Genomic DNA, 25,775 nt, shown 5'->3' on the forward strand with positions numbered 1-25,775 from the left:
ATTTTTTATTTATCTTCCTGTTCTTTTTCCTGTTTTATTAATATTTTTTTATTTTTATGGTCTAAAATTATATTATTTGTTTTATAGCCCCTTTCTATAGCAGTTTTACAGTATTCATAGGCTTTTTTATCATTTTTTTTCACCCCTGCTCCATCATAATACATAAGCCCTATTATAAAATAAGCAGGCACAAATCCAACATCTTTTGAACGCTCAAAATAATCATAAGCCATCATGTAATCTTTTTCTACACCTATGCCATAAAGATACATATAACCTAAATCATATAAAGCATGGGAATGGTTTTTATCGGCTGCTCTTTCAAGATAGTATTTTGCTTTTTCATAATCCTGCTCTACTCCTTCACCATTAAGATATCTTGCACCTATTCTAAAGGCAGCTCCTCTGTTACCAATATTTGCAAGTTTTAAATCATTTTCTAAACTTTGGTTAGCATAAACAATAACAGGTATAAAAACAAATAACAGTAAAAATCTTCTTAACATTTATAAACCTTTTTTGGCATTTTATTTGCTATACAAATTATATTATGGAGGATATTATGAAAATAAATACTTTAGCATTTGCATCAATATTTTTACTGCTTGCAGCACTTACTAATACAACTATCATAGAGCATTTAAGTTATTTATTACAAGAACTAATGAAAATGTGGTAGTTATAAAGCTTATTTTTATTAAACTGAAAGCAACCTTATTTATTATTTCCTAAGATTATTATATAGGAATAACTTACTATGGCTTATTTCTATATTCAAATTTCAACTGGTGATATTTTATGTCGCCAATAGTATCTTCATTATTATCTAGATTATAATAAAACATAAGTTTTATAGAGCCTGCACTATTCTCTGCTGCATTATCAAACATTTTAATCTTTAATGTGCAAAATCCACTATATGCAGCTTCATTTAAACATTCACAAGGATTAAAAGGTGGATTATTTTCAAAAGCACTTCCATAATTAGCAGTTTTGTTATCAATTCCTAAAGGTGTAAGTTCTGAAGGAGAAAAATGAAGTTTGAAGTTTAATACATCGCCACGATTTTTATCTTGAAATTGCAGTAAATTAGATGGCTCAACAGTTAAACCAAGCGTGTTATTTACATCAGAATAATCAAAATGCATATCACCACTTTCAGAGCATGCATTTAAAAAAAGTGACAATAATACTATAAATACAATATTTTTAAACATTTACTCCTCTGAAATAAATAGAAAAGGGTTTTTCAACCCTTTCCCATTTATTTTATATAACTTGTGTTATCTGGTAAAAATTCTGAAACTATAATGCTATCACTAGATGCTGATAATTCATATAGTTTTTTTTCAGAAGCAGTAATACTTTCATCATGAGATACAAGTCTTATCATTTCATTGCTAAGAATATCAATAATATCTGCAGATGAAGAATACATAACATCTTTTAGCTGCCAAACATCTCCAGCTTCAAATGCTTTTTCAACACCAATATTTGATAAAACTTTGCTGAAAATAGCTTCTTTTTTCTCAAGATAATCAGCTTTTGCATTTTTACAGCTGCCTAATTTAGCTATCACATAAAAGCTGTGAGTTTCATGAACAAACATATAAAAACCCCTTTTGTATAAATAATGATAAGAATAGTATATTTTTTTGCATTTTGCAATGCTTATTTATACATTCTTAGTTTTTTATTTCGTTTGATAAAAATTCTACCCACTCCTGTTTATTAAAAACTGGAGCTGTTATGAATATATCTTTATCACCTCTGCCGCTCATATTAACAATAACAGCTTTATCTTTTGGCATAGTTGGTGCTATTTTTAAAAGCTCTGCAAGAGCATGAGATGATTCAAGAGCAAACAAAATACCTTCATGTTTTGCAACAAGCTTCAGTGCATTAATGACTTCATCATCATTTGCTGCTGTCATTGTAAGTCTGCCAGACTCTTTTAAGTATGCAGGTTCAGGACCAACACCTGGATAATCAAGACCTGCTGATATAGAATGTGTTGGTAGCACATCACCATTGCTGTCTAATAAAAATTTACTTTTATATCCATGGTGGATACCTGTTTTTGCACCAGAGTTTGGTGCAAGTCTTTTAGCATGTTCGCCATATTTATCACCTATTCCACCACCTTCTACACCTATTAATTGTATTTTCTCATCATCTAAAAAGCCTGAAAAGATACCCATAGCATTAGAGCCGCCACCTACTGCTGCAATTACTGCTGCCACATCTTGCCCTAATTCCTGAACCTGCTGTTTTGCTTCTCTACCTATAACTGACTGAAACTCTCTAACTATTGCAGGAAATGGTGCTGGACCTACTACTGAGCCTAATAAATAATGAGTATCTTTTAATGATTTAATCCAAAAACCTAATGCTTCATCTACTGCATCTGCTAAACCTTTATTACCTGATTCAACAGAAACCACATTTGCACCAAACATCTGCATAGTAAATACATTTGGATGTTGCCGTTTCACATCTACTGCACCCATATAAACATTACAGCCAAGTCCAAGTTTTGCTGCTGCAGATGCAGTTGCCACACCATGCTGACCTGCACCTGTCTCAGCTACAACATTCTTTTTACCCATTCTTTTTGCAAGAAGGCACTGACCTACTGCATTATTAATTTTATGAGCCCCAGTGTGAGCAAGACCCTCGCATTTAAAAAATATTTTTGCTCCGCCAAGTTTTTTTGTTAAATTTTCAGCATAATAAAGTGGTGTAGGTCTACCTATAAATGTTTTTTGTAAATATGCAAGTTCATCTAAAAAACTTTTATCATTCATTGCAGATAAAAATGCAGTTTCAAGTTCATCAAGAGCAGGTTGCAACATTTCCGGCACATAGCTGTCGCCAAATTCACCATAAGTTTTTGAATATCTCATTATACACCTCGTATTTATTGTTTGTATTTTATTTTTTTAATAATTTCAGTAATTTTATCTACTGTATTATATTTTTTTATATCAAATTCTATAAGTTCCACTTTATATTCTTTTATTATACTCATCATATTCCTGTCCTCCTGAAAGGACAGCCATAATGGATTATGAAATTCTGCTTTATTTTTAATTATATCAATATATTCTATCAGCAGTGGTTCTATAAAAGTATTTTTTGTATTCATTAAAGAATACCTTTTATATGTATTTGCAGTGTATATCTGCATATTTGTATTATCTTCAATGCAGTCTGCAAGTCCATTATTTACTAATGATAATGCTTCATCTATTATACTTTTATCATAAATTTCTAATACTTTTATACAATTTTTATCTTTTATGATTTTAAGCAAACTTATAATATTACTTTTATTGTGTTTGTCAAATAAAAACCCTGCCATATCAATATCTTTTTTTAAGCATATATTAAGCTCATCACTATCCACAATATTTTTAGCTTTTAATAATGGACGGATAGAAGACTTTTTCATATAAAGTTTTGACAAATAATTTGTAGATTTTATATTTTCATATATATCAAAACTTTCTGTATTAATATAATTTTCAGAATAAACACCTGCGAACCCATATTCTAAAATATGCTGCATAGAAATTCCATCACCAGAACAGTTTAAAAAACATACTGCATCCCAGTCTATAAGCATTTTTAAAATATATGGGTTTATATTATTTGCTGGAATATCATCACTGCCTAATATTAAAATCTCTGCTTTTGTGCAGCACACTTTTGCTATATCATTAATACTTATTACTTTATATAATATTTCTATACCTTGTGTTTGGCATTCATTATGAATTTGTAAAATCTGCTTTTTTGAATAGTCTGATGTATTGATTATAACTCCATCCGCATTTAAATTATCTATTCCCTTTTGAAGTTTAACTATATCTTTTCTACATAATGAATTATTATCAACAATAACTGCTGATAAAATATTGTCTGAAAGCATATCTGCAAGCTGGCTGCTGCAAATAACATTTAAATTTCTTGTTTTTATTATATTTATTAAATTTGATTTATTTTGTAATAACATAATACACCTTTTTTCTATCATAAAATTTAAAAAACTTAAGCATCAAGCTTAGTTTTGCCTGTAAAAATAGTATAAAATTGTAGTGTTGAAATATAATGGTATTAATTGACGCTGGAGCGCCAAAAATAGATAGAAAAATATTGTGCGGAAAATTGTCCGTTGAAAGAATAATCAGAAAATAGTGTTTTATTTACTAATCTAATATCCATAATATGAGTATATATCATAAAAAAAATCACTTGTCAATATATAATATTAATATTTCACTTATATAGTTTTAGAGTTTAAAATTGAAAGAGCAAAGTTAATATAATAAAAATGCAGCAGGAAATAAAATTATTTTTAAAAATATAATAATCATTAATATCATTATAATTTTCATACACAATATTTTTGTTGTATTTTTTAGAAAATTAATATATAAGGATTTTATTGCGGGCATAGCTCAGCTGGTAGAGTGGAAGCTTCCCAAGCTTTAGGTCACGGGTTCAAGTCCCGCTGCCCGCTTTTCTTTCCATCTTATCATTTTTTCTTTATTATAAACTTTAAATTGATTTAATAATATTTTATCTGTATAATAAAAAAATATATTTGAGGTATCATTTATGATAGATAAAGAACTTTTAGATATTTTAATATGCCCAAAATGCAAGGGAAATATTAAACTGCATAGTAATGAGAAATATATTATATGCACAAACTGCGATTTAGCATATTATATTGATGAAAATATGCCTATTATGCTTATTGATAAAGCTGTCAGTATAGAAGAAGCAGAAAAAGGTAAATAGTAAATGTATGTATTAAGCTGTAATGATATTTATGAAATGGAAAAAGAAGTTAAGTCAATCTATGGTATTTCTGAAACAATACTTATGGAGAATGCTGGAGCTGCTCTTTTCAATTTTATAAAAAAAACAGCTGATAAAAATAGTAAAATGCTTATTTTAGCAGGTCCTGGCAATAATGGTGGTGATGGATTTGTTTTAATGCGTCATCTTAGAGTAAATGGATATAATGCTGATTTATATTATCCTGTAAATGATAATAAATACAACAAAACTGCACAAACAAACTTAAATATTTTAAATAACTTAAATATACCACTTTATGACTTATCTACCCTTAATAATATTGACAACTATAATATAATTATTGATGCACTTTTTGGTATTGGTCTTAAAAGAAATTTAAGCGGGATATATAAGGACATAATAGAAAAGGTAAATCAAACAAATGCATTAAAAATTGCAGTAGACATTTCTTCTGGGTTAGTTAGTGACAGCTCCGAAGCTGCAGAATGTGTTTTTAATGCAGATTATACTATTTCATTTTCCACATTAAAATACTGCCATACTCTATACCCTGCAAAAAAATATTCAGGAAATATTATTACTACAAATATTTCTATACCTGATAATATCATATCTCAGTATAAGCACGATATATTTATAGATGAATATAATAAGCCGGCATTGAAAAAAAGACCAGCAGACAGCCACAAAGGCACATTTGGAAAAGTTACCCTTATTGGTGGAAATGTTGAAATGGCTGGTGCTGTAAAAATAGCTGCTGTTTCTGCTATGCATTCTGGCTGCGGACTTATTACTCTGTGCCATCCAAATACATTAGATAGAAATTTTATATCAGATATTCCTGAAATTATGACAAAATCATTTGATTATAATGAGCCTGCATTAATATGTGACTTTATTAATCATTCTTCAACAGTATATACTATTGGCAATGGTATGGGTAGAAGTAAAGCTGTTAAAGATTTTATACTGCATATTTTAAAAAATACTTTAAAACCTGTTATAATTGATGCTGATGCAATAAATGCCCTTTCTCTTAATGAATTAAATAATATTCAGTCAGAAGCAGTTATTACACCACATTTAGCAGAATTTGCAAGGCTTATTAATAAAGATATTAATGAAGTTAAAAAAGATAAAGTAAAGCTGGCAAAAGAGTTTGCTGATAAATATAACATATATTTAATATTAAAGTCAGCAGAAACAATTATTGCTGTCCCTAATGATAAAGTATATATTTTAAATACTGGCAATACTGCCCTTTCAAAAGGCGGCAGTGGTGATGCATTATGCGGACTTGCTGCTTCACTTTTTGCTCAAGGATACAGTTTAAAAAATACATGTATTTTAGCAGCATATATATTAGGAAAAAGTGCAGAAAAAGCGGTAGAAAAAAATAACCCAGCATATTTATGTATTACTCAGATTATTGATTATTATAATGAGGTATTTAATGAATTTTGAATATATTTTAAAATGTGTTGAAGATACTAAAAATATGGCAAAAGATATTGCACCTTTTATAAAAAATAATATAATTTTCCTAAATGGCGAAATAGGTGCAGGAAAAACAACTTTTACAAAATATTTAGTAGAAATTTATGGACTTAATGACGAAGTATGCAGCCCTACTTTTTCCCTTGAAAACAGATATAATACAAAGAACGGACTTATTATTCATTTTGACTTATACAGGATAAAAAATGAAGAAGAGCTTGATATGATAGGCTTTTATGATACATTAAAAGAAGATGCTACTATACTAATTGAATGGGCTGATAAATTTAATATTGAAAAATATATAAAAAATTATAAAATTATCTCTTTTAAAATACATGACAGCAATATAAGGTATGTAACAATAAAATAAGGTTATAACTATGGATTATAAAGAAATGTATAATATACTGTCTAATATGGCTCAGGCTGATAAAATAAAAAATTCACTTGAAGATTTATACCTTTTTCTGCATGAGATAGAAAATATGATGCAAAATAATGAAGAAAATACAGAAATATCTGATAATCATGATGAATTTAGCTATAAACTGCAAATTATAGAACAGCAGATTAAAAAAATTGATGAGCTTTTGCAGGAAGAAAATAATAATATAAATTATAATGAATATATGTCATAATAAAATTTATACAGCAAAATAATAATTATATTAATGGAGATAAAAATGGCAAAAGAATTGTCCAGCAGAATAAACCCTGCTGAATATGAAAAAAGTATTTATAAATTTTGGCTTGACAAAAAGCTTTTTCATGCAGATGAATACTCTAAAAAACCTGCATACTCAATAGTTATACCACCACCAAATGTTACAGGCTCACTTCATATGGGTCATGCACTTGATGAAACTATACAAGATATATTAGCCCGCTTTAAAAGAATGAAAGGTTATGAAGTTTTATGGATGCCGGGAACTGACCATGCAGGTATTGCCACTCAAAATGTTGTAGAAAAAATAATAGCATCAGAAGGAAAAACTCGTTATGATTTAGGCAGAGAAGCATTTATAGAAAGAGTATGGCAGCAGAAAAAAGAATCAGGCGGCACAATTATAAGCCAGCTTAAAGCTCTAGGCTCAAGCTGTGACTGGGATAGAGAGCGTTTTACAATGGATGAAGGATTATCTCGTGCTGTTAGAGAAGTGTTTTATACTCTTTATAAAGAAGACTTAATATACCGCTCTAACTATATGGTAAACTGGTGTGCAAGATGCCATACTGCATTAAGTGATATTGAAGTAGAATTTACAGAAAAAGATGACTTTCTTTATCACTTAAAATACCCAATTGAAAACAGCAGTGAATATCTTGAAATAGCAACTACTCGTCCAGAAACTTATCTTGGAGATACTGCTGTTGCAGTCCACCCTGATGATGAAAGATATAAACATTTAGTAGGAAAAAATGTTATTCTTCCACTTATTAATAGAAAAATACCTGTAATTGCTGATAATTTTGTAGAAACTGAATTTGGAACAGGATGTGTTAAAATTACTCCAGCACATGACCAAAATGACTTTGCAGCAGGCATTCGCCATAATTTAGAAAAAATTGTATGTATTGATGAAAACAATAAAATATGCGGAAATTTTTATAAAGAATTTGAAGGGATGGATATATTAACTGCAAGAAAAGCAGTTATTGAAAAATTTAAAGAACTTGATTTAGTTGTAAAAATTGAACCGTTAAAACACAATGTTGGCTGCTGCTACAGATGTAATTCTGTAATTGAGCCCCGTGTTTCCATGCAGTGGTTTGTAAAAACTAAACCACTTGCAGAAAAAGCTATAGAAGCTGTAAAAACCGGGAAAATAAAACTTATTCCAAAACAATGGGAAAATACTTTCTTTGAATGGATGAATAATATACGCGACTGGTGTATTTCCCGTCAGATTTGGTGGGGGCATAGAATACCTGCATGGCACTGTGCAGACTGTTCTCATACTACAGTTGCAAAGACAGACCCAGATAAATGTGAAAATTGCGGCTCTATAAATATTCATCAAGATGAAGATGTATTAGATACATGGTTTTCATCTTCTCTATGGCCGTTTTCTACTATGGGTTATCCTGAAAAAACTGATTTATTAAAAAAATTCTACCCTACTTCTACACTTGTAACTGGCTTTGATATTTTATTTTTCTGGGTTGCAAGAATGATGATGATGGGTATTAAATTTATGGATGATGTGCCATTTAAAGATGTTTATCTGCATGCCCTTGTTCGTGATGAAAAGGGGCAGAAAATGAGTAAATCAAAAGGTAATGTTATTGACCCACTTATTATGATTGATAAATACGGTGCAGATGCATTCCGTTTTACTCTTGCTATATTTGCTGCACAAGGCAGAGATATTAAAATGAATGTGGATAGAGTTGAGGGATACAGAAACTTTATTAATAAAATATGGAATGCTTCTAGATTTATTTTAATGAATTTAGGTGATGAAATATCAAAAATTGATGAAAATAACCTTGAAAGTGTTGATAAATGGATATTAATGAAATTGCAGCATACAGCTAAAAAAGCATCAAAAGCAATAGATGCATACAGTATTAATGAAGCAGCAAACGAACTTTATCAATTTTTCTGGATGACTTTCTGCGACTGGTATCTTGAACTTATTAAAGACAGAATGTTTAAAGGCAGTGAGAAAGAAAAAGAATATGCTCTTGCTACAGCAGCTAATGTATTAGAAAAATCATTAATTGCACTGCATCCATATATTCCTTTTGTTACAGAGCATATTTTCCAGACATTAACTAATAAAGAAACTATTATGTTTGAAGAATATCCTGATAATTTAAATTATAATTTTGAAAAAGAAGAAAAAGGAATAGACAAAGTTATTGAAGCAGTCAGCTTAATCAGAAATATTCGCGGTGAATATAATATTTCTCCTGCTACTCAGCTTGAAATATATATTAATACTGATGATAGTGATGCACTTAAACTTTTTCAGGCAGAAATGCTGTTGATTATGAAAATGGGTAAAGCAAAATCAATAAAATTTAATGAAAAAGCACCTGAAAACTGTGCTAAAAGTGTTGGCAATGGCTTTGAAATAATGGTTTCATTAGAAGGCACAATTAATGTAGAAGAAGAAATTGCAAGACTTGAAAAAGAAAAAAAAGCTGTCTTAAAAGATGTTAATCTTTATGGTGGTAAACTGCAAAATGAAGGATACCTTGCAAAAGCTCCAGCAAAGGTTATAGAAAAAGATAAGAAAACATATGAAGAAGCAAAAGCAAGGCTTGATAAAATAAATGAAGCATTAGATGGTCTTAAAAAATAATGGCAACAGACAAAAATAAGCCGCCATATTTAAGACGAATATTTGCAGGTAAAAATATATATATATTTGCTTTGGTGGCTTTTGCATTTGCATTTTTAAATATATACAGGCTGAATAACCCATTAGAAATAGGCTCTACAGCACCAGAACTTACAGTAACTGCATATAATGGGGAAAGCTTTAAAATAAATGAAATACTAAGCCCTAAAGTTGTAATTTTTTATAAAAAACATACTTATTTTTCTAACTATATTATTAATACAACTTATAAACGGGCACTGCCTGCTTTTAAAATCCTACAGGATAAAGGGATTGCTCAAGTTATTGTTATTGCTCAAGGTTATGATAATACTAAAGAATTGAATAATCTTTTAGGGGAAGATGATTATTCAAACTATAAAAATATAATATTTGCTGCTGATACTAAAACAGCAGGTAAAAAATATGGGATAAGAAGCTGGCCTCATTTATATGTTATAAGCTCTGATAACAGAGTAATTTATGAAACTAAAATAGGCAGTGCTGATAAAGTGCAGCAGATATTATGGAGGGACTAATGGAAAACTTTTTTAACAAGGACTTAAACGAAAGTTATGATGTGATTATTTTAGGTGCAGGTCCTGCTGGCTGTTCTGCAGGAATGTATGCTGCACGAGATGCACTTTCTGTGCTTATTTTAGAAAAAAACTTCCCTGGTGGAAATATGGCTATAACTGAGCATATTGAAAATTATCCCGGCTTTACTGAGCCTGTATTAGGTCATGAAATTACAGATAAATTTGTTAAACATGCACAAAAATTTGGAGCAGTAATAAGACAAGGCAACTGTGTAGATGTAATAGATGATGGTATATGGAAATCTGTTATACTTGAAGATGGAAGAAAAATAAAATGTAAAGCATTGATTATTGCAACAGGCTCTAAACCAAAAAAAACTGGTGCAAAAAATGAAATAAATTTCATAGGCAGAGGCATTTCATTCTGTGCTACATGTGATGGCGGCTTTTTCAGAAATAAAGAAGTTATTGTTATTGGCGGTGGTGATTCTGCCCTTGAAGAAGGTATATATCTTACAAAATTTGCTTCCAAAGTAACAATAGTTCACAGAAGAAATGAATTTAGAGCTGCTAAAATTATCCAAAACCGTGCAAAAGAAAATAAAAAAATTCATTTTATGACGCCTTATGTATTAGATGAAATACTTGGAGAAAATATAGTAACTGGTGTTAAATTAAAAAATACTCAGACAGAAGAAATTGTAGAATATAAATGTGATGGAATTTTTGAATTTATAGGCTGGGATGCAAATACTGATATTTTTACCAGCATTTTAGAGCTTTCAAATGATGGCTTTATTAAAGCATCAGAAAATACTGTTACAAGTATATCAGGAATTTTTGCTGCTGGTGATGTGCGTAAAAAAGGACTTATGCAGGTTGTAACTGCTGCTTCTGACGGTGCAGTTGCTGCAAAAATGGCAGAAAAATATATTAATGAAGAGTTAAAACATTAATATGCTTTATGTTATAGGCACTCCTATTGGAAATCTCTCTGATTTATCTAAACGGGCAGTAGAAACTCTGTCTTCTGTTGATATTGTATTTGCAGAAGATACACGCACTGCCCTTAACCTTTTAAATAGTCAGGGAATAAAAAAACCTTGTAAATCATATTATAAAGATAACGAAAAAACAGCCAGTGAAAGTATAATAGCATGTCTTTTAAATGGCAATAATGTGGCACTCATCAGTGAAGCAGGAATGCCATGTATTTCAGACCCTGGGGCTGTAGTTATTAAAAAAATCATTCAAAAAGGGCTGCCTTTTGAAATCATACAGGGACCCACTGCATTAATTCACGGATTAATTGCATCAGGTTTCAGCGGTGGCAGCTTTTATTTTCATGGTTTTTTACCGCATAAAGAAAAAGAGAAGATAAAAGAAATTAAAACTCTGCTGAATATAAAAGCACCTGTTATTTTTTATGAATCACCTTACAGAGTAAAAGAAACATTAAATATACTTCTTGATTACTTCCATGCTCCAATAGCTGTTACAAGGGAAGCTACAAAAGTATATGAAGAAACTATATTTATAATCTCTAAAGAAGATATTGAAAATATAACAGTTAAAGGTGAATTTGTTATTACAGTTAACAACAGCTTAGAAGATATTAATGAAACAAATAATAGTCTTTCTTTAAATTATGACCATATAATAAAAGAATTATTAAGTGAAAATATTTCATCTAAAGATATATTAAAAATGATGAAAACATTAGGAATGAAAAGAAATGAAGCATATAATTTGATTAATAAATTGAGTATGTGAAAAAAATCCTGTAAAATAGTTTGCTGTGTATGTATTTTTATAGTATTAAACTGTTTTTATACATTTCTATGAGCATATATATAAAAGCAAGATGAGAATTTTTTCACATTATCATATCCTATTCAGGCAGCCTTTCCCCATACATAATGATTAATTATCTATATACCTGAACTCACCCAAAAATCTAAATTAAATATATTACAGTAGTGTATAATATATTTAAATTATATGTTTTTAGATACTTCGCATTTTAAGGCTCAGTATGACCTTATTGACTCTGAATTCTCTTGCCATATTCATTATATGGATTAATCTAAGTTTTTTTGGATAAGTCCAGTTTTCACAATACCAGTCATTTTGAGCCTGATTTTTAAGGCGAAAAATCTAAATTAGATATATTACAGCAGTGTATAATGTATTTAAATTATCTTCTCTTTTAGATATTTTGTTTATAAATTAAGTTTAGTATAACCTTAAAAGGCAGCAGCAAATATATATATTAATCTACCTAAACTAAATGGTAACTAGTGACAATACCATAGACTAAAAGTATAATTACCAGTGTCATTACAAATGTATATATTATATATTTTCTTTTTAATGCTGCAGGTGTAATAATATCAAAAGCTTTTCTTTCATCTTCTGTAATCTTTTCTGAAACAAGTGCAACAAGCTCAGAAAAACCATCTGATAATGATGAAACCATAACAGAATGGCTGCCATCATGTATAATCAATACAAACCTGCCCATAGCAGAAAGTGCATATCCATAACTAATGTTTTTAATTTCAAGCTCCGTTTTTTTAAGCAGACTGCGGACAATTATTTTATCATCTGTAATAGTTATGCTTTTTACAAGTGATGATATAAGCATGAAAAATGATATTACAGTCATTGCAGAAAGCAGCATCACATTAAACTGAGTCTGCCTGTTTTCTGTATTTAATGCAAATACAATAATCAGTAAAAAAATAGTAATATAAAGTGCAATTAATGTTTTGTTTGTTCTAAAATTTTTCAAAATTAACCTCTATAAACATTTTATCAAATAAATATGGGTCTTGAGATAAAAGACGCCTTATAATGCTGTCAAAAGTGCTTACATTTTTTGTATATAAATTCATCATTGCTGTTACTATATCATATCTATAATCTGCACTATAAGCATCATTATATAATTTTAAATAATTATTTAATCTTGTTTCATTAAAATTAACAAGGAAATATAAAAGCATATAGAAAAACGATGTCTGGTCATTATAACCCATTCTATCAAGTGAGCCATAAGATGCTTCTGCGTTTACAAAATCTCTAATCCATGTAAAATAATATAAAGATACTTTATAAAGCTCAGAATATTTAAAATCCATATCAGATAAAGTTTGTAAATATTTAAGCCCAGAATTTACATCATGCCTGTATATAGACACATATACCATATCTTTTAAATATACCTTATCATGAGCAAACCTTTTATTAAATATTACAGCTTTTGCTGCCCCACGCTGCAGCATTACAAATTTATAAGCAAGAGTATAGTATCTATCAGCATCATCAATATCTTTAAACTGGTCAATTGGAGTATGCCTTAAAGCAAGAAGATTTCTAACTCTTGATACTCTAAAAATTGGTGAATCTTTAAGCTCATTTAATTTTTCTATATCATAATCATCAAAATAATCCATTAATAAAGCACAAGATACAGTAAATCCATTATCATTTGATTTATATATACTTTCTGCTTCATTTCTTCTTGATGGTCTGTCACCTGAAAGCACAGATAAATATAAAAGCATAATATCTTCATCTTCAGGTGTTTCAAGCTCACCTATTTTTTTAGAAGCATAAAGTTTTGCCTGCTCAAAATTAAGTTTAGCATCAGGATAATTACCTTTTCTATAATTTAAAAGCCCAGAAATTAAATGAATAAATCCGTCATTTTTATCTATAACAAATGCTTTATCAATAATTTCCTTAGCTTTGTCATTTTCACCTAAATTAAAATAAGTAAGTGCAAGGTTATAAAGTACTATAGTATTATTCGTCAAATTTCCAGCAGCTTTTTCAAACTTCTGCCTTGCATTTTCAAAATTAAAGGCAGCAAAATCATCAATAGCTGCATTATTCATTTTAATACCTTCAAGTTTGCTTGTTACACTGTTCTTATCCCTTTCCTTTAAAGCACTTCTGCCTGTAATTAAAAACTGAGTAGTTTCATCTGGTTTCATAAAAACAGGATAAGCAAGCATAGAAGCAGTATCAATACTTTTATCATCAAACCTGTATGTAAAACTCATATCATGAAGAACAGGTCTTATATTAAATTCAAAAGACGGTGGTCTTATAGATATTAATGAACTATTTCTATATTCTTCACCTAATGTTAAGACAGTCTGAGGTTCTCTTAAATTCCAAGCAATAACAAGTTTATACCAAAAAGTATCATACTGCAGTAAATCAAGATTAGCTGCAAAAGATGCAGCTTTGGCAAAATCTCTATTTTTAATATTTAAAAATGTATTATATGCAAAATAATCATGGCCGTTTTCTCTATTTGCTGTTTTTAAATAATTAGCTGCATCATTATATCTACCCTGTTTCAGAGCATAAACAGTTTTTGCAAGTGATAACCATCCATTATTTCTGTCTGTCTGGATATATGGTCTTATTTCATTTTGAGTTTTATTAAAATAACATACATGTTTTGCATAATAGGAAAGAACTTTATCTGTTTTTAAATCTTCATATAGTGATTTAATATATTCCCCTGCCTTTGCAGTATCTACATAAACCATTACATTATATTTTAAAAGGCTTAATTCTTCATCTTTTGGATATTGTGTTAATAATAAATCAATTTCATCAATGGCTTTATCATTTTGTGCAAGAGAAAGATAGGCTTTTATTAAACGAACTCTGTAATCTCTTTCATCATTTCCACTGATTAATATACGCAAAGTCTGAGCTTCATCAGAATATTTTTTTAATTTATTAAAAAGTTGTGCAAGTTTATCATAACCTGTTTCACTTGCTCCATCTGAATAAAGTGCTTCCTGAGCATTATTATATGCACTTTCTTTATTGCCAGTAGCAAAATAAGCATTTGCAAGGTTATAATGAATAATAAAATTTCTGTTTGGAAGTGATTCTAATAAATTTATACCATCTTCATATTCACCTATGCTTATTAAAAGATTAGCATAGTTTTCTAAAACCATAGGTGAAGCAGCATCTTTCTCTAATGCTTTTTTATAATAATACATAGCTTTTGCTGTATCATTTACACTTAAAAATACATTCGCAATACCGCTGTATGCATCAGCAGAATGGTTGGCACTGTTTATATATTTTTCTACATATTTTTCAGCTTCTTTGGCTTTTTCCCCACCCTGTTCTGCTAAAACTGCAATTAAGTTCATTAAAGCTTCAAGAAAATCAGGGTCTGCATTAACTGCTTCCCTAAAATTTAATTCTGCCATAGGAGTATTATTTAATAAATAATAGCTTACACCAATATTATAAAATGCAGTTGCTTTGTTTTCTTTTGAAGCTTTTTCATACAATTTAATAGCCTCATCAAAATCACCTGCTGAAAATTTTTCATTTCCTTCTAAAATATCCGTATTTTCTGACTGAGCAACAGAGTTAATATTTAAATTAGCAGTAACATTATCCTGCACTATTGTTCTTTTCTCACTGCAGCCAAAAGTTAATATTAAAATAAATAGTAAAATATATACTCTTGATTTCAAAGCCAACATAAGCTCCTAAATATTTAATATAATTATGCATAAATAAAAAAAGCATACTTTATTATGACTATATTTTCGTCATAAATCAAGTATGCTTTATAAAAAAATAAAATTTATTTTAAATGCAGCTTATTTTTTTGTTTCATCAGTTTGTTTTGGTGGTATATAATAAAGTATTCTTTGGCAGTGCGGACATGTATGCACATCTAAATCTTTTTTAACTTCAACATAAAGCTGTGGTGGAATATGCATATAGCAGCCATTGCAGACTTCATCTTTTACAGAAGCAATGCCTATATTATGACGATGTGCTCTCACTCTCTCATATTTCATATAGGTGCTTTTTTTGATTTTAGATGCATAATTTTCTCTCTGCTGCATAAGTTTTGCAAGTTCATCATGCATTTCTTTATCTTCATCTGCCTTTGAGATACTTACATCTTCAAGCTCTTTTTCTAAACTTTCTTTTAATTCTACCATTTTGCTAAGCTCTGATTCATATTTAAAATCAAGGTTCATCATCTCTTTAAGCTTAGCTTCATCTTCTGCAACTGATTTTTTAAGAGTATCAAGTTCGCGGATAACAGATTCATATTCTTTTGTATTTTGAACAGAAGAAAGTTTAGTTTGAGAGTTTAAAAGGTTACTTTTTTTCTCATTTAAGTCTGCTTCTAAAACAAGATATGTTTTTTTGTTTTCATCAAGTGCAGCCTTAATACTGTCATAACCTGTAATAGCTTTCTCGTATTTTTCCTGCACTGCTTTGATTTGCGATGGAGTGTTTTTTATTACTCCCTCAATAGATGCGATTTTAGAATCAATTTTTTGAAGTTCAATAAGCTGCTCTAATATTTCTTGCATTAATTATTACCTCCCCAGCATATTAGTTGTTTTTCCTGTTTTAATACTACCACTTCTATATTAAATTGTTTTTTTATAATTTCTGATAACCTGTGCATATATATTTCTTCTGTTGCCTGATGAGTAGCATCAATAATACATACACCTGCTTCATAAGCATCAAGAGCATCATGATATTTTAAATCACCAGTTAAAAGCACATTTACCCCTTTGTTAAGAGCATCTTTCCATAAAGATGCACCTGAACCAGTGCATACTCCAAAACGGGAAAATGGCTTAATATCATGCATATTAGTTGTAATATGTTTTATATTTAATTTTTCTTGGATTAATTTAATAAATTCCTGTAATGAATATTCTTTATTTAAAGACGCAGTTTTTCCAAAGCCATAATCCAGCTTGTTATGCAGCTCAATAATATCATAAGCTGCTTCTTCATAAGGATGAGCTTCAAGCATAGCATGTATTACTTTATGCAGATGTTTTTTTAAGACTACTGTTTCAATTTTAACTTCATCTACTATCTGCAGCTCATTTGCACTGCCTATAAAAGGTTTCGCTTTATCATCAGGTATGAAAAGCCCTGCTCCTTCTGCAATAAAACCACATGAAGAATAATTGCCATATATTGAACCTGCACCATTTGCTGTCATAGCATTAAAAACTTCATCTTTATAATCATAAGGCACAAATACTGCAACTTTATATAAAGAATGGCTGCCTTCATAACTTAAAAAGCCATTATCCATTTTTGCATTTAAAAGCTCACATATATAGTCATTTAAACCATTATATGCCATATCAAGATTTGTATGATAGCTTAGTATATCAAGACCGCCTTTTATGGCTTTTATTACTTTTCTGTCAACAGCTTTATTAATATTTATACCCTTACTTTCACGAAAAAAAATGGGGTGATGAGTAATAAGTAACCCACACCCCTCTTTTACTGCCTTTTCAATTATATCTTCTTTTGCATCAAGACTTAAAGCAATTTTAGATATTTCCCTATCACCTGTATATATTTGTTTTCCAGAAAAATCCCATTTTGACTGGGCAGAAATATCTGTAAATGAATATTCTAAATAATTAATAATATCGCTAATTTTAACCATATAAAAGCTGCTTACCTTAACTTGACCTTCCATAAAAAAGAAAATAAAAAGGGGAGTAAACACTCCCCTACAATGGGCCAACTAGGACTTGAACCTAGGACCTACCGGTTATGAGCCGGTGGCTCTAACCAAACTGAGCTATTGGCCCGTATCTTTAACAGGAAGTATTTTATTTCATATTTTAAAGAATTTGTCAAGCACTTTTTTTAAAAAATTTAAAAAATATTTTTTACATTACAATTCAATCATCTATTGTAAAAATAATGAAAAAATATTATGATTGCTTAACTTATTCTATGAGGGAAATTATATGCCATTTAATCAGGAATTACAAGAAGATTTAATCAATTCTTCAATTTTACGCAGTGCTTTTTTTAATTATTTCTATAGAGTATTCAATAATACAGCTGATGAAAGTTTTATTGGTGTTTCTGAAAAATATTTAACTTATTTTAATAATTTAAAAGATTATGTGGAAAGTGATGAATATAATAATGCCTGCAAAATTTTTGAAAAATATATTAATGATGAAAAAAGTGCAGTTACTATTTATGATTTTCTCCAAAGGCTTAATGTTGAATTTACATCATTATTTTTAAATGGTATGGGAAATGTGCCAGCATCTGCATCTTCTTACCTTTCAAGTGACGGTTTATTAAAAGGTGAAGAATGGGAAAAAGTTACATCAATTTATAAAATGAGAGATTTTCAAATGCCTGAAACCATTAAAGCTCCAGAAGATTATATTAGTGTAGAAATGCTTTATATGCAAAAACTAAGTGATTTAATTGGAAAACTAGCAGAAGATGGAGATATAAATCTGCTTGAAGAAACCATAAAAGACCAGATAAATTTTTCATCAAACCATATATTAGTCTGGATAGATATGTTTTCTGATGCTGTATATGAAAAATCAATTACTATTAATTCAAATTTATATGCAGCTACTGCCATAATAATGAAATACTATATTAAATATGACATAGAGCTTTTAAAAGAATTTGCAGATGAGTTAAATAACTAACAATATAATATTATTTTTAAGCTGAAAAAAGAGTGCCTGTTTTTACAGACACTCTTTTTGCTGTATTTTATAATTTACTTATTTTCCTTGATATGCCTTATCTTCTTTATTAATTTCTTTAGCATCTCCAGCATATAAGCCGTCTATATTAGGATTAGTTAATGGATAAAAATCTACTTCATCATCTTCATAGTATGATTCTACACCTAATGTGGCAAAATCAGTATATTTTGTAACATCCCATTTTTCAATAAATGTTTTAATGTTATCATATTCTAACTCTGGCTCAGTTTTATTATCAGACATAATAAATTTATCGCCATTCCAATAAATATAATCAGTATTTTGTTTATCATAAGTATTAGGGTCATCTTCACCAGCAATTATTCTTGCATAAACAGCATTTGCTGCATCTGCTGGATAATAAACAGAATATGAGCTCCATTCCTGCCATGAACCGTCATAAACAGCAGCATTTTGATAACCTAAAATTTCTCTGAATATAAACCAGTGTGGTGATGTAGTTCTTCCAGTATAACAATGGAAAAGTATTCTTTTATTTGGATTTTTATCAATATTTTCTAAAAATGAAGCATTTTTAGTAGTCTTACCATTATTTTCAATAAGACCTTTCACCATTGCCCTAATCTGCTCTGGTGTTTTAAATGTGCCTTTACCACCAACAATAGAATATTTACCGTCATCAGAAAACTGAGCATCTAGATATAAACCCCAGTGATTAGCATAACCACCATTTTTTACGGGCTCATAAGCAAGCTGAGTAGCACCTTTTATTCTGCCATCAACTGCATTATTGTCATATATTGTATATGTTACAATCTGACCATTTGATTTAACTGGTTTTTTAGCATCAATAGTAGAAATTACAGCTACTTCACCAGAAGCATCAGCATTCATTTTGTTTTCTTTTGCGTATGCTATTATTTCTCCAAATGGAGCCCTGACTGAATCTATATAATTGTTTGGCAAATCTTTTACTGAAAATGCAGATGGAGTAATGTTTGAAATATCAGCTGGAGCTGCTTTATATGAAGCTGCATCAATATTATTTGCTTTTGCATATTCGCCAAAGAAATAATAGTTAGCACCATTTAATATTTTTAATGCTTTGTTAGAAAAGCCCCAGTATTTTAATGCCCAAAAAGCTCTGTATACCATTTGGTTAGTTAAATCATGGCTTGTAAGAACAATTAAAGTATTATTGTCTATGCCGTATTTTGATAAAAATTTATCAACTTTTGCACCGCTTGCAACCATAGCACCGTTTGGAGCAACACCATCACTTCTTTTTTCCATTAAATGTTCTTCTTGACTGAAAGAATATGCACCTTTAATAGTTGATTCTGGCATTTGACCATTTTGCAGTGTTACATGTAAAATAACCACCTTTCTACCATCATCTGATTTAAAGCCATTATCAATATATTTTTTTAACTCTGCAGGTTCAATTAAAGCAGAGCCAGCAGTTCTGTCTGTTGAATAATAGCTGTCAACAGTTTGCTTTTTGCATGCTGCTAATGCTGTTATTATCAACATACTTAATAATACAAGTTTTAGCAGCATAAATGGTTTGGTATAAAATTTTGCTACCATAATCCCCCCAATATTAATAAATTTTTTTGCACAGCATATACATTAAAATAATTATCTTCAAGTAATACTCTATCATCTTTTATTAAAAAAGCAAGTATTATTTTTATTTTTTAGTAAAATTTTATAACATTATTATATTTAAGTAATTTCTGTATTTTTACTAGGATTTTCATTAATTTTTTTAATATTAATACTACCTTTTTACTATGAAAATAATATATACAAATTGATAAAACAAAAAAATAAATAATATAAACTAATAAAAATAAAACAGTATCTATTTTTTTACTTGCCAAAATATGTTTTATGGTATAAAGATAAGTTTATTACATAACAAATCACCCATATTGCAAAAATTAGGAGGGAAAGATGAAGCTTACTCGAAGAAATTTTATTAAAACTTCAGTAGCTGGTCTTGCAGGAACAACTATTACAGCAGGAGTTCCTATAAAAGCTGAAGCAAGGAAAATTACATCGGCAGACTATGGTGTGGAAAATAAAGTATTTCTTACATGTCGTATGTGTGCACAAAACTGCCCAATGGTTGCTTATTTAAGAGATGGCAGATTAGTCAGAATTGATGCAAACCCAAATACACCATATCCATCAATATGTGGCAGAGGCAGAGCAGCTGCTGCTGCATTATATGACCCACAACGAATTAAAACACCACTTATCAGAACAGGAAAAAGAGGAAGCGGCGAATTTCGCAGTGCATCATGGAATGAAGCATTAGATTTAATTGGTAATAAAATGCTTCAATTAAGAGATGAAGGAGAACCACATTCTGTAGCATATTTTCCTAGATTTAATACAGCATCCCTTTTAGACGATACAATATTTAACCTTTATGGAACAGACAATATATTCAGTTATGGTGATACATGCTTTGGCTCTACTAACCAGCTAGGTCTTGGCTCTGTTTTGGGTGGCGGAGAAGAACCCCGTCAAGGCAATTCTTCTGTTATGGGTGATTATGAAAATGCTAAAATAGCTGTATTGATTGGCAGAAACCCTGTTGGCGGTCTTGTAGCATTTCCTTGGGGTGGTATGTTTGGAAGAGGAAGAAAAAATGGCATGAAAACAGTTCTTGTTGACCCTAAAAAATCATTAGGTGTAGGCGAAACTGATACTGACTGGCTGCCAGTTATCCCTGGTGGAGATATTCCATTTTTAATTGGTCTTGCTGGTGAATTATTTAAAAATAATTATTATGATGAAGCATTTTTAAGAGAATATACTAATGCTGATATACTTATCAATACAGAAACACTTCTTCCAGTTTATCTTGACAGTGAATTAGATACACCTGATTATATGGTATATGATGAAACATCAAAAACTGCCATGATGAAATCAGAATCAAACAGCCCTGCTATATTTGCCAGCTGTGAAGTAGATGGTATAAAAGCAAAAACAGCATTGCAGCTTTTAAAAGAATCATGCGAAAAATTTACTCTTAAACAGGCTGCTGAAAAAAGTGGTATTCCAGAAGAGAAAATTATTAAACTTGCAAAAGATTTAAACAGTGTTAAACCTGCATGTTTTCTTGAAAGAGGCTACCGTGCTACAAGATATTTTAACTCATTACATGAAAAATATCTTATATCTTCCATTAATGGTCTTTTAGGTGTATATGGCAGAAAAGGCGGTTTAATATATGGCAGGTATGCTTATTTAGATACCCCATTCTCATATAATGATTCTAATGAAATATCAGTCAATATGTGGTTTAAAGAAAATATGGAAGGATTTGAGCTTTGCGACCCATATAATATGCGTAGAACATTCCCTCTTGCAGTTGAAAGAGAAGAGCCTTACAAAATCCGTATGGCATTTTTAAACGGACAAAATCCAGTTGGCGGCAGTGTTGGCGGCTATAAAATAGCTCAGGCTTTAGAAAAAATGGAAATGGTAGCAGCTGTATCTCCATTTTGGAATGAATCGCTTTTATACGCTGATGTCATACTGCCAGATACTACATTTTTAGAAAGAGCAGAGCCGCTTTTTGCAACATATAAAGCAACATTCCCAGTAATAACAGTGCATAATCAGGTTGTGAAGCCTATGTTCGATACAAGAAATGGTTACTGGATTATGCTTGCTCTTGCAAAAAGAATATTCAGTGATGATGAATACTATGATAACTTTAATGATTTTGAACAAGGTGGTATTAAATATATAGTTGACTATCAGCTTGAAAATTTAGAACTTAATGATGAAGATGCAGCAACATTTTCAAGAAGAAAATTAATTGAGGATGGTGTATGGTGTGGTGCAGCTGCTCCATTAAAGCCAATGAATAAGCCTACCCCATCAGGCAAACTTGAAGTTTATTCATTATTTATGGCTAACTGGTATAATTTACTTATGCAGCAAGACAGAACTCAGGAAGCTCAGTATTACAGTCCACTATATGATTATCCACCTGCTTACTATCAGACTAAGAAAGACAAACTTGATAGTGATGAATTTATACCAATAACAGGTTTTTCACCATTAAGCTCATTTACTGGTGCCCAAACTCGTAACAATATTTTACTTAAAAATATTGGACAAAATCTTAACTACTCTGCAGTATTTATTAATACTAAAAAAGGACATGATTTAGGTTTAAAAAGTGGTGATATTATTGAGATATTCAATATTGAAGAGCCAAATATGGTTGTAAAATCAGAAGTGCAGTTAACAGAAACTGTTGAGCCGCATGCATTATTTTCATTCTATGGTGTAGGAACAGGCTTATATACAAAACTTTCTGATAAATTAAGTGTCGCATGCCCAATAGGCTTTAATCCTAACCATATAGGTAATTTAACATTTATGCCTGTTGAAGCATCTGCACCATCACAAGATTTCATTGTTAAAATAAGGAGGGCAAAATGAGTTATCAAAAAATGGCAGTATGTTATGACACTCAATCATGTATAAAATGCTTTGCCTGTATTGTAAGCTGTTCCACTGAAAATAGAATGAGATTACAAAGAGATTATAATTATTCTGTTGAAAAATCTATGGTTGAGCCTCATCATCATTTAAATTATTTAAGAGTAGAATGTAATGAAAAAGGAACATTCCCTAATGTTACACAAATAGCAGCATTTAAACACTGCCAGCATTGTGAAAATCCAAAATGTATGGATATATGCCCTACCCTTGCTATCAGCAAAAAAGATACAGGTGCTGTTGTAATTGATGCTGATAAATGTATTGGCTGTCAGTCATGTAAAGATGCTTGTCCGTATGATGTTCCAGTTTTTTCAAAAGATAATGGTAAAACATATAAATGCACAATGTGTCATGACAGATTAACTGCTGAACTTCCAACTGCCTGCTCTGCTGCATGCCCTTCTGTTGCTATTTTCTCAGGTCCTGCTGATGAAGTTATTGCAGAAGCAGAAAAAAGAGCTGAGCATTACAGCAAAGTATTTAATAAAGAATATTTTGTCTACGGTGCAGATAAAGTTAATAATACTATTGGAACACTATCTTATATGACTATTGCCCCTATAGAAAACAGAGATGATTATTTACTTCCTGCTGACCCGTCAAATGGTGTGGCTGCAAGCAGAGAAGTTGCAAAGGTTGTAGGTGCAGCTGCTATGATTGGAACTGCTGCTGCTATTGCAGGACATGCAGTATATACAGCTGTAAAATATGACGATAAACACCACAAGGAGAATGAAAATGAGTAACTCAAATGAAAAAATTACATTATTCTCAAATATGCAGATGTGGTATCATAAACATATCATTCATTTTATGATGATATTTATTATTACAGGGCTTCCATTAATATCCCATACATTCTCATGGGTTGCTTACATTATAGGTGTGCCTGTATCTGTATTTTATTCTAATGTTGAACCAATATATGTTGGTATTCAAGTTTGCAGAGTAATACACAGAATTACTGCTGTATTATGGATAGTTACAAGCATACCATTTGTTTTAACTATGCTTTTTACTAAATGGGAGCTGGCTTTAAGAAAAAGAAAAGATGAATCATGGACTGCTTATATAAAAGAAGAATTGCAGGATATGAAAACTATGTATATAGATTTCAACTATCCAAAAAGAACAGGGAAATATAACTTAGGTCAAATCGCTGCCGGACTTGCAGTTATTGCATTTAGCTTAGTTATGATAGTAACAGGTTTTATCCTATGTTTTAGAGTAGATTTTTCAACTACTACTGTAAGCATTATGAGATTATTCCACAGCATAGGATTTTTAGTATTTGTTATTTTCCTTATTATCCATATTTATCTTGCAGTTCATCCTGTAAACAAAGCAGGATATAATGCAATGTTTAGAGACGGCAAAGATGATTTGGAACATGCCAAGAAAAAACATCCAGGAATGTTTATAAAATAATGCAGGTATTACTATCTAAACTAAAAAGGCGCAGTTTATTAAAACTTTTATGGCTTGCACCTTTTGCAGCACTTTATAAATATTTGATACCAAAAGTAAAAAAAGAAAATTTTATATCTGTCCCCCTTGCAGCTCTGCCTTTCAAGGGGGCATATCTTATTAAAGATAAACATACTGGAATAATAAAAAATAATGAAGGTATAAAAGTATTTAGTATATCATGCACACATTTAGGCTGTGTTTTAAATGTAGAAAATGATAAATTTATATGCCCATGTCATGGCAGTGTATTTGATTTAGAAGGCAGTGTTTTAAAAGGCCCTGCACTAAAACCTTTAAAACATCTTGAATATAAAATTGAAAATGAAAATATTATAGTGTATATATAATTATGTTTAAAGAATTTATAAAGCACTTATTTCCTCGTGTTACACTTAAAAAAAATCTGCGTTTTACTTATACATTATGTCTAGGCGGTCTTTCTTTTACTGCATTTATTATGCTTGTAATATCAGGTGTGCTGCTTGCAGTTTATTATATTCCAGAGCCTTTGCAGGCTTATAATTCCATTATCTTTATAGAAGAAAATGTTACTGGCGGTAAATATATTAGAAACCTGCACAGGTTTTCAAGCAATGCTTTTTTAATACTTATGTTCCTGCATGTTCTGCGTGTTATATTAACAGGTGCTTTTTTAAGCAGAAAATATAACTGGATTATTGGTCTTTTCCTGCTGTTTTTAAGTATTTTTACAGGCTATACAGGATATCTGCTGCCAATGGACCAGCTTGCTTACTGGGCTACACAAACAGGTGCAGAATTAATTAAAATACTGCCTTTTGGAGATTATATTTATAATATTATGGTTCCAGATACTATTGGCGGAAAACTTTGTTTAATAAGATTTTATACTCTGCATATTATTATACTTCCTGTATTAATTTCCACCCTTTCCTTTATACATTTTTTTAGAGTAAGGCGTGATAAAGGGGTGCTGCCATATCTATAATAAATAAAAAAGACTTATATATAAAATCAAATCCATATTTTTTTAAAAT

The 25,775-nt window shown here is 30.2% G+C and carries 24 protein-coding genes and 2 tRNA genes; 15 read left to right on the forward strand and 11 right to left on the reverse strand.

What is annotated here, in order from left to right; translation table 11 throughout:
- Positions 1 to 5: 5 nt before the first annotated feature.
- The 5 genes from N508_RS02255 to N508_RS02275 form a co-directional block, all read right to left on the reverse strand.
- Positions 6 to 506 (reverse strand): tetratricopeptide repeat protein, encoded by a 501-nt coding sequence (locus N508_RS02255; RefSeq protein ID WP_023276462.1) that lies wholly within the window; start codon positions 504 to 506, stop codon positions 6 to 8.
- Positions 507 to 755: 249 nt separating this feature from the next.
- Positions 756 to 1,217: a hypothetical protein gene (locus tag N508_RS02260; RefSeq protein WP_023276464.1), complete on the reverse strand. Its 462-nt coding sequence runs from the start codon at positions 1,215 to 1,217 to the stop codon at positions 756 to 758.
- 47 nt (positions 1,218 to 1,264) lie between these two features.
- The gene (locus N508_RS02265; RefSeq protein WP_023276465.1) at positions 1,265 to 1,609 is read right to left on the reverse strand and encodes a hypothetical protein; all 345 of its coding nucleotides are present in this window, start codon (positions 1,607 to 1,609) and stop codon (positions 1,265 to 1,267) included.
- A gap of 76 nt (positions 1,610 to 1,685) precedes the next feature.
- Positions 1,686 to 2,906 (reverse strand): tryptophan synthase subunit beta, encoded by a 1,221-nt coding sequence (gene trpB / locus N508_RS02270; protein WP_023276466.1) that lies wholly within the window; start codon positions 2,904 to 2,906, stop codon positions 1,686 to 1,688.
- Positions 2,907 to 2,920: 14 nt separating this feature from the next.
- Complete coding sequence (locus tag N508_RS02275; RefSeq protein WP_023276467.1) at positions 2,921 to 4,018, reverse strand: hypothetical protein; 1,098 nt, start codon at positions 4,016 to 4,018, stop codon at positions 2,921 to 2,923.
- A gap of 434 nt (positions 4,019 to 4,452) precedes the next feature.
- Here N508_RS02275 and N508_RS02280 point away from each other — a divergent pair.
- The 9 genes from N508_RS02280 to rsmI all read left to right on the forward strand — a co-directional run bounded on the left by N508_RS02280 (position 4,453) and on the right by rsmI (position 11,974).
- Positions 4,453 to 4,525 (forward strand) — tRNA-Gly (locus tag N508_RS02280).
- A 98-nt stretch (positions 4,526 to 4,623) separates the two neighbouring features.
- Positions 4,624 to 4,809, forward strand: coding sequence for a Trm112 family protein (locus N508_RS02285; RefSeq protein WP_023276468.1), 186 nt, complete (start codon positions 4,624 to 4,626; stop codon positions 4,807 to 4,809).
- A 3-nt stretch (positions 4,810 to 4,812) separates the two neighbouring features.
- A complete protein-coding gene (locus N508_RS02290; RefSeq protein WP_023276469.1) occupies positions 4,813 to 6,297 on the forward strand; it encodes a bifunctional ADP-dependent NAD(P)H-hydrate dehydratase/NAD(P)H-hydrate epimerase in 1,485 nt (494 codons plus the stop codon).
- Positions 6,287 to 6,703 (forward strand): tRNA (adenosine(37)-N6)-threonylcarbamoyltransferase complex ATPase subunit type 1 TsaE, encoded by a 417-nt coding sequence (gene tsaE / locus N508_RS02295; protein WP_023276470.1) that lies wholly within the window; start codon positions 6,287 to 6,289, stop codon positions 6,701 to 6,703. Before N508_RS02290 ends, tsaE begins: the two co-directional genes overlap by 11 nt.
- 10 nt (positions 6,704 to 6,713) lie before the next feature.
- Positions 6,714 to 6,971 carry a hypothetical protein gene (locus N508_RS02300; protein WP_023276471.1) on the forward strand — a complete coding sequence of 86 codons (258 nt, stop codon included), beginning with the start codon at positions 6,714 to 6,716 and terminating at the stop codon, positions 6,969 to 6,971.
- 45 nt (positions 6,972 to 7,016) lie between these two features.
- Positions 7,017 to 9,644: a valine--tRNA ligase gene (locus tag N508_RS02305; protein ID WP_023276472.1), complete on the forward strand. Its 2,628-nt coding sequence runs from the start codon at positions 7,017 to 7,019 to the stop codon at positions 9,642 to 9,644.
- Positions 9,644 to 10,201 (forward strand): peroxiredoxin family protein, encoded by a 558-nt coding sequence (locus N508_RS02310; RefSeq protein WP_023276473.1) that lies wholly within the window; start codon positions 9,644 to 9,646, stop codon positions 10,199 to 10,201. The genes N508_RS02305 and N508_RS02310 overlap by 1 nt, the downstream gene beginning before the upstream one ends.
- Entirely contained in the window at positions 10,201 to 11,157 is a 957-nt protein-coding gene (gene trxB / locus N508_RS02315) for a thioredoxin-disulfide reductase (RefSeq protein WP_023276474.1), read from the forward strand. The genes N508_RS02310 and trxB overlap by 1 nt, the downstream gene beginning before the upstream one ends.
- A 1-nt stretch (position 11,158) precedes the next feature.
- Positions 11,159 to 11,974, forward strand: a complete 816-nt coding sequence (rsmI, locus tag N508_RS02320; RefSeq protein WP_023276475.1) for a 16S rRNA (cytidine(1402)-2'-O)-methyltransferase — start codon at positions 11,159 to 11,161, stop codon at positions 11,972 to 11,974.
- 508 nt (positions 11,975 to 12,482) lie between these two features.
- On the opposite strand, the gene N508_RS02325 is transcribed toward rsmI, so the two are convergent.
- From N508_RS02325 to N508_RS02345, 5 genes are all read right to left on the reverse strand, one after another.
- The gene (locus N508_RS02325) at positions 12,483 to 12,995 is read right to left on the reverse strand and encodes a hypothetical protein (protein WP_023276476.1); all 513 of its coding nucleotides are present in this window, start codon (positions 12,993 to 12,995) and stop codon (positions 12,483 to 12,485) included.
- Positions 12,982 to 15,726 carry a tetratricopeptide repeat protein gene (locus N508_RS02330; protein WP_179077820.1) on the reverse strand — a complete coding sequence of 915 codons (2,745 nt, stop codon included), beginning with the start codon at positions 15,724 to 15,726 and terminating at the stop codon, positions 12,982 to 12,984. Before N508_RS02330 ends, N508_RS02325 begins: the two co-directional genes overlap by 14 nt.
- Positions 15,727 to 15,855: 129 nt before the next feature.
- Complete coding sequence (locus tag N508_RS02335) at positions 15,856 to 16,587, reverse strand: zinc ribbon domain-containing protein (protein ID WP_023276478.1); 732 nt, start codon at positions 16,585 to 16,587, stop codon at positions 15,856 to 15,858.
- Positions 16,587 to 17,702, reverse strand: a complete 1,116-nt coding sequence (locus N508_RS02340; RefSeq protein WP_023276479.1) for a Nif3-like dinuclear metal center hexameric protein — start codon at positions 17,700 to 17,702, stop codon at positions 16,587 to 16,589. The genes N508_RS02335 and N508_RS02340 overlap by 1 nt, the downstream gene beginning before the upstream one ends.
- A gap of 73 nt (positions 17,703 to 17,775) precedes the next feature.
- A tRNA-Ile gene (locus N508_RS02345) sits at positions 17,776 to 17,850 on the reverse strand.
- Positions 17,851 to 18,012: 162 nt separating this feature from the next.
- Here N508_RS02345 and N508_RS02350 point away from each other — a divergent pair.
- Complete coding sequence (locus tag N508_RS02350) at positions 18,013 to 18,726, forward strand: TorD/DmsD family molecular chaperone (RefSeq protein WP_023276480.1); 714 nt, start codon at positions 18,013 to 18,015, stop codon at positions 18,724 to 18,726.
- 78 nt (positions 18,727 to 18,804) lie between these two features.
- Here the strand turns inward: N508_RS02350 and N508_RS02355 are convergent, their stop codons facing one another.
- Positions 18,805 to 20,340 (reverse strand): sulfurtransferase, encoded by a 1,536-nt coding sequence (locus tag N508_RS02355; RefSeq protein ID WP_023276481.1) that lies wholly within the window; start codon positions 20,338 to 20,340, stop codon positions 18,805 to 18,807.
- A 369-nt stretch (positions 20,341 to 20,709) separates the two neighbouring features.
- On the opposite strand from N508_RS02355, the gene N508_RS02360 reads away from it, so the two are divergent.
- The 5 genes from N508_RS02360 to N508_RS02380 are packed head-to-tail and all read left to right on the forward strand — an operon-like array spanning position 20,710 to position 25,726.
- The gene (locus tag N508_RS02360) at positions 20,710 to 23,226 is read left to right on the forward strand and encodes a molybdopterin-containing oxidoreductase family protein (RefSeq protein WP_023276482.1); all 2,517 of its coding nucleotides are present in this window, start codon (positions 20,710 to 20,712) and stop codon (positions 23,224 to 23,226) included.
- Positions 23,223 to 24,035, forward strand: coding sequence for a 4Fe-4S dicluster domain-containing protein (locus tag N508_RS02365; RefSeq protein ID WP_023276483.1), 813 nt, complete (start codon positions 23,223 to 23,225; stop codon positions 24,033 to 24,035). The genes N508_RS02360 and N508_RS02365 overlap by 4 nt, the downstream gene beginning before the upstream one ends.
- Complete coding sequence (locus N508_RS02370; protein ID WP_023276484.1) at positions 24,028 to 24,717, forward strand: cytochrome b/b6 domain-containing protein; 690 nt, start codon at positions 24,028 to 24,030, stop codon at positions 24,715 to 24,717. The genes N508_RS02365 and N508_RS02370 overlap by 8 nt, the downstream gene beginning before the upstream one ends.
- Positions 24,717 to 25,106, forward strand: coding sequence for a QcrA and Rieske domain-containing protein (locus tag N508_RS02375; RefSeq protein WP_023276485.1), 390 nt, complete (start codon positions 24,717 to 24,719; stop codon positions 25,104 to 25,106). Before N508_RS02370 ends, N508_RS02375 begins: the two co-directional genes overlap by 1 nt.
- Before the next feature lie 2 nt (positions 25,107 to 25,108).
- Positions 25,109 to 25,726, forward strand: coding sequence for a cytochrome b N-terminal domain-containing protein (locus tag N508_RS02380; protein ID WP_023276486.1), 618 nt, complete (start codon positions 25,109 to 25,111; stop codon positions 25,724 to 25,726).
- Positions 25,727 to 25,775 lie beyond the last annotated feature (49 nt).

The organism is Mucispirillum schaedleri ASF457 (assembly GCF_000487995.2).
Classification (GTDB): Bacteria; Chrysiogenota; Deferribacteres; order Deferribacterales; family Mucispirillaceae; genus Mucispirillum; species Mucispirillum schaedleri.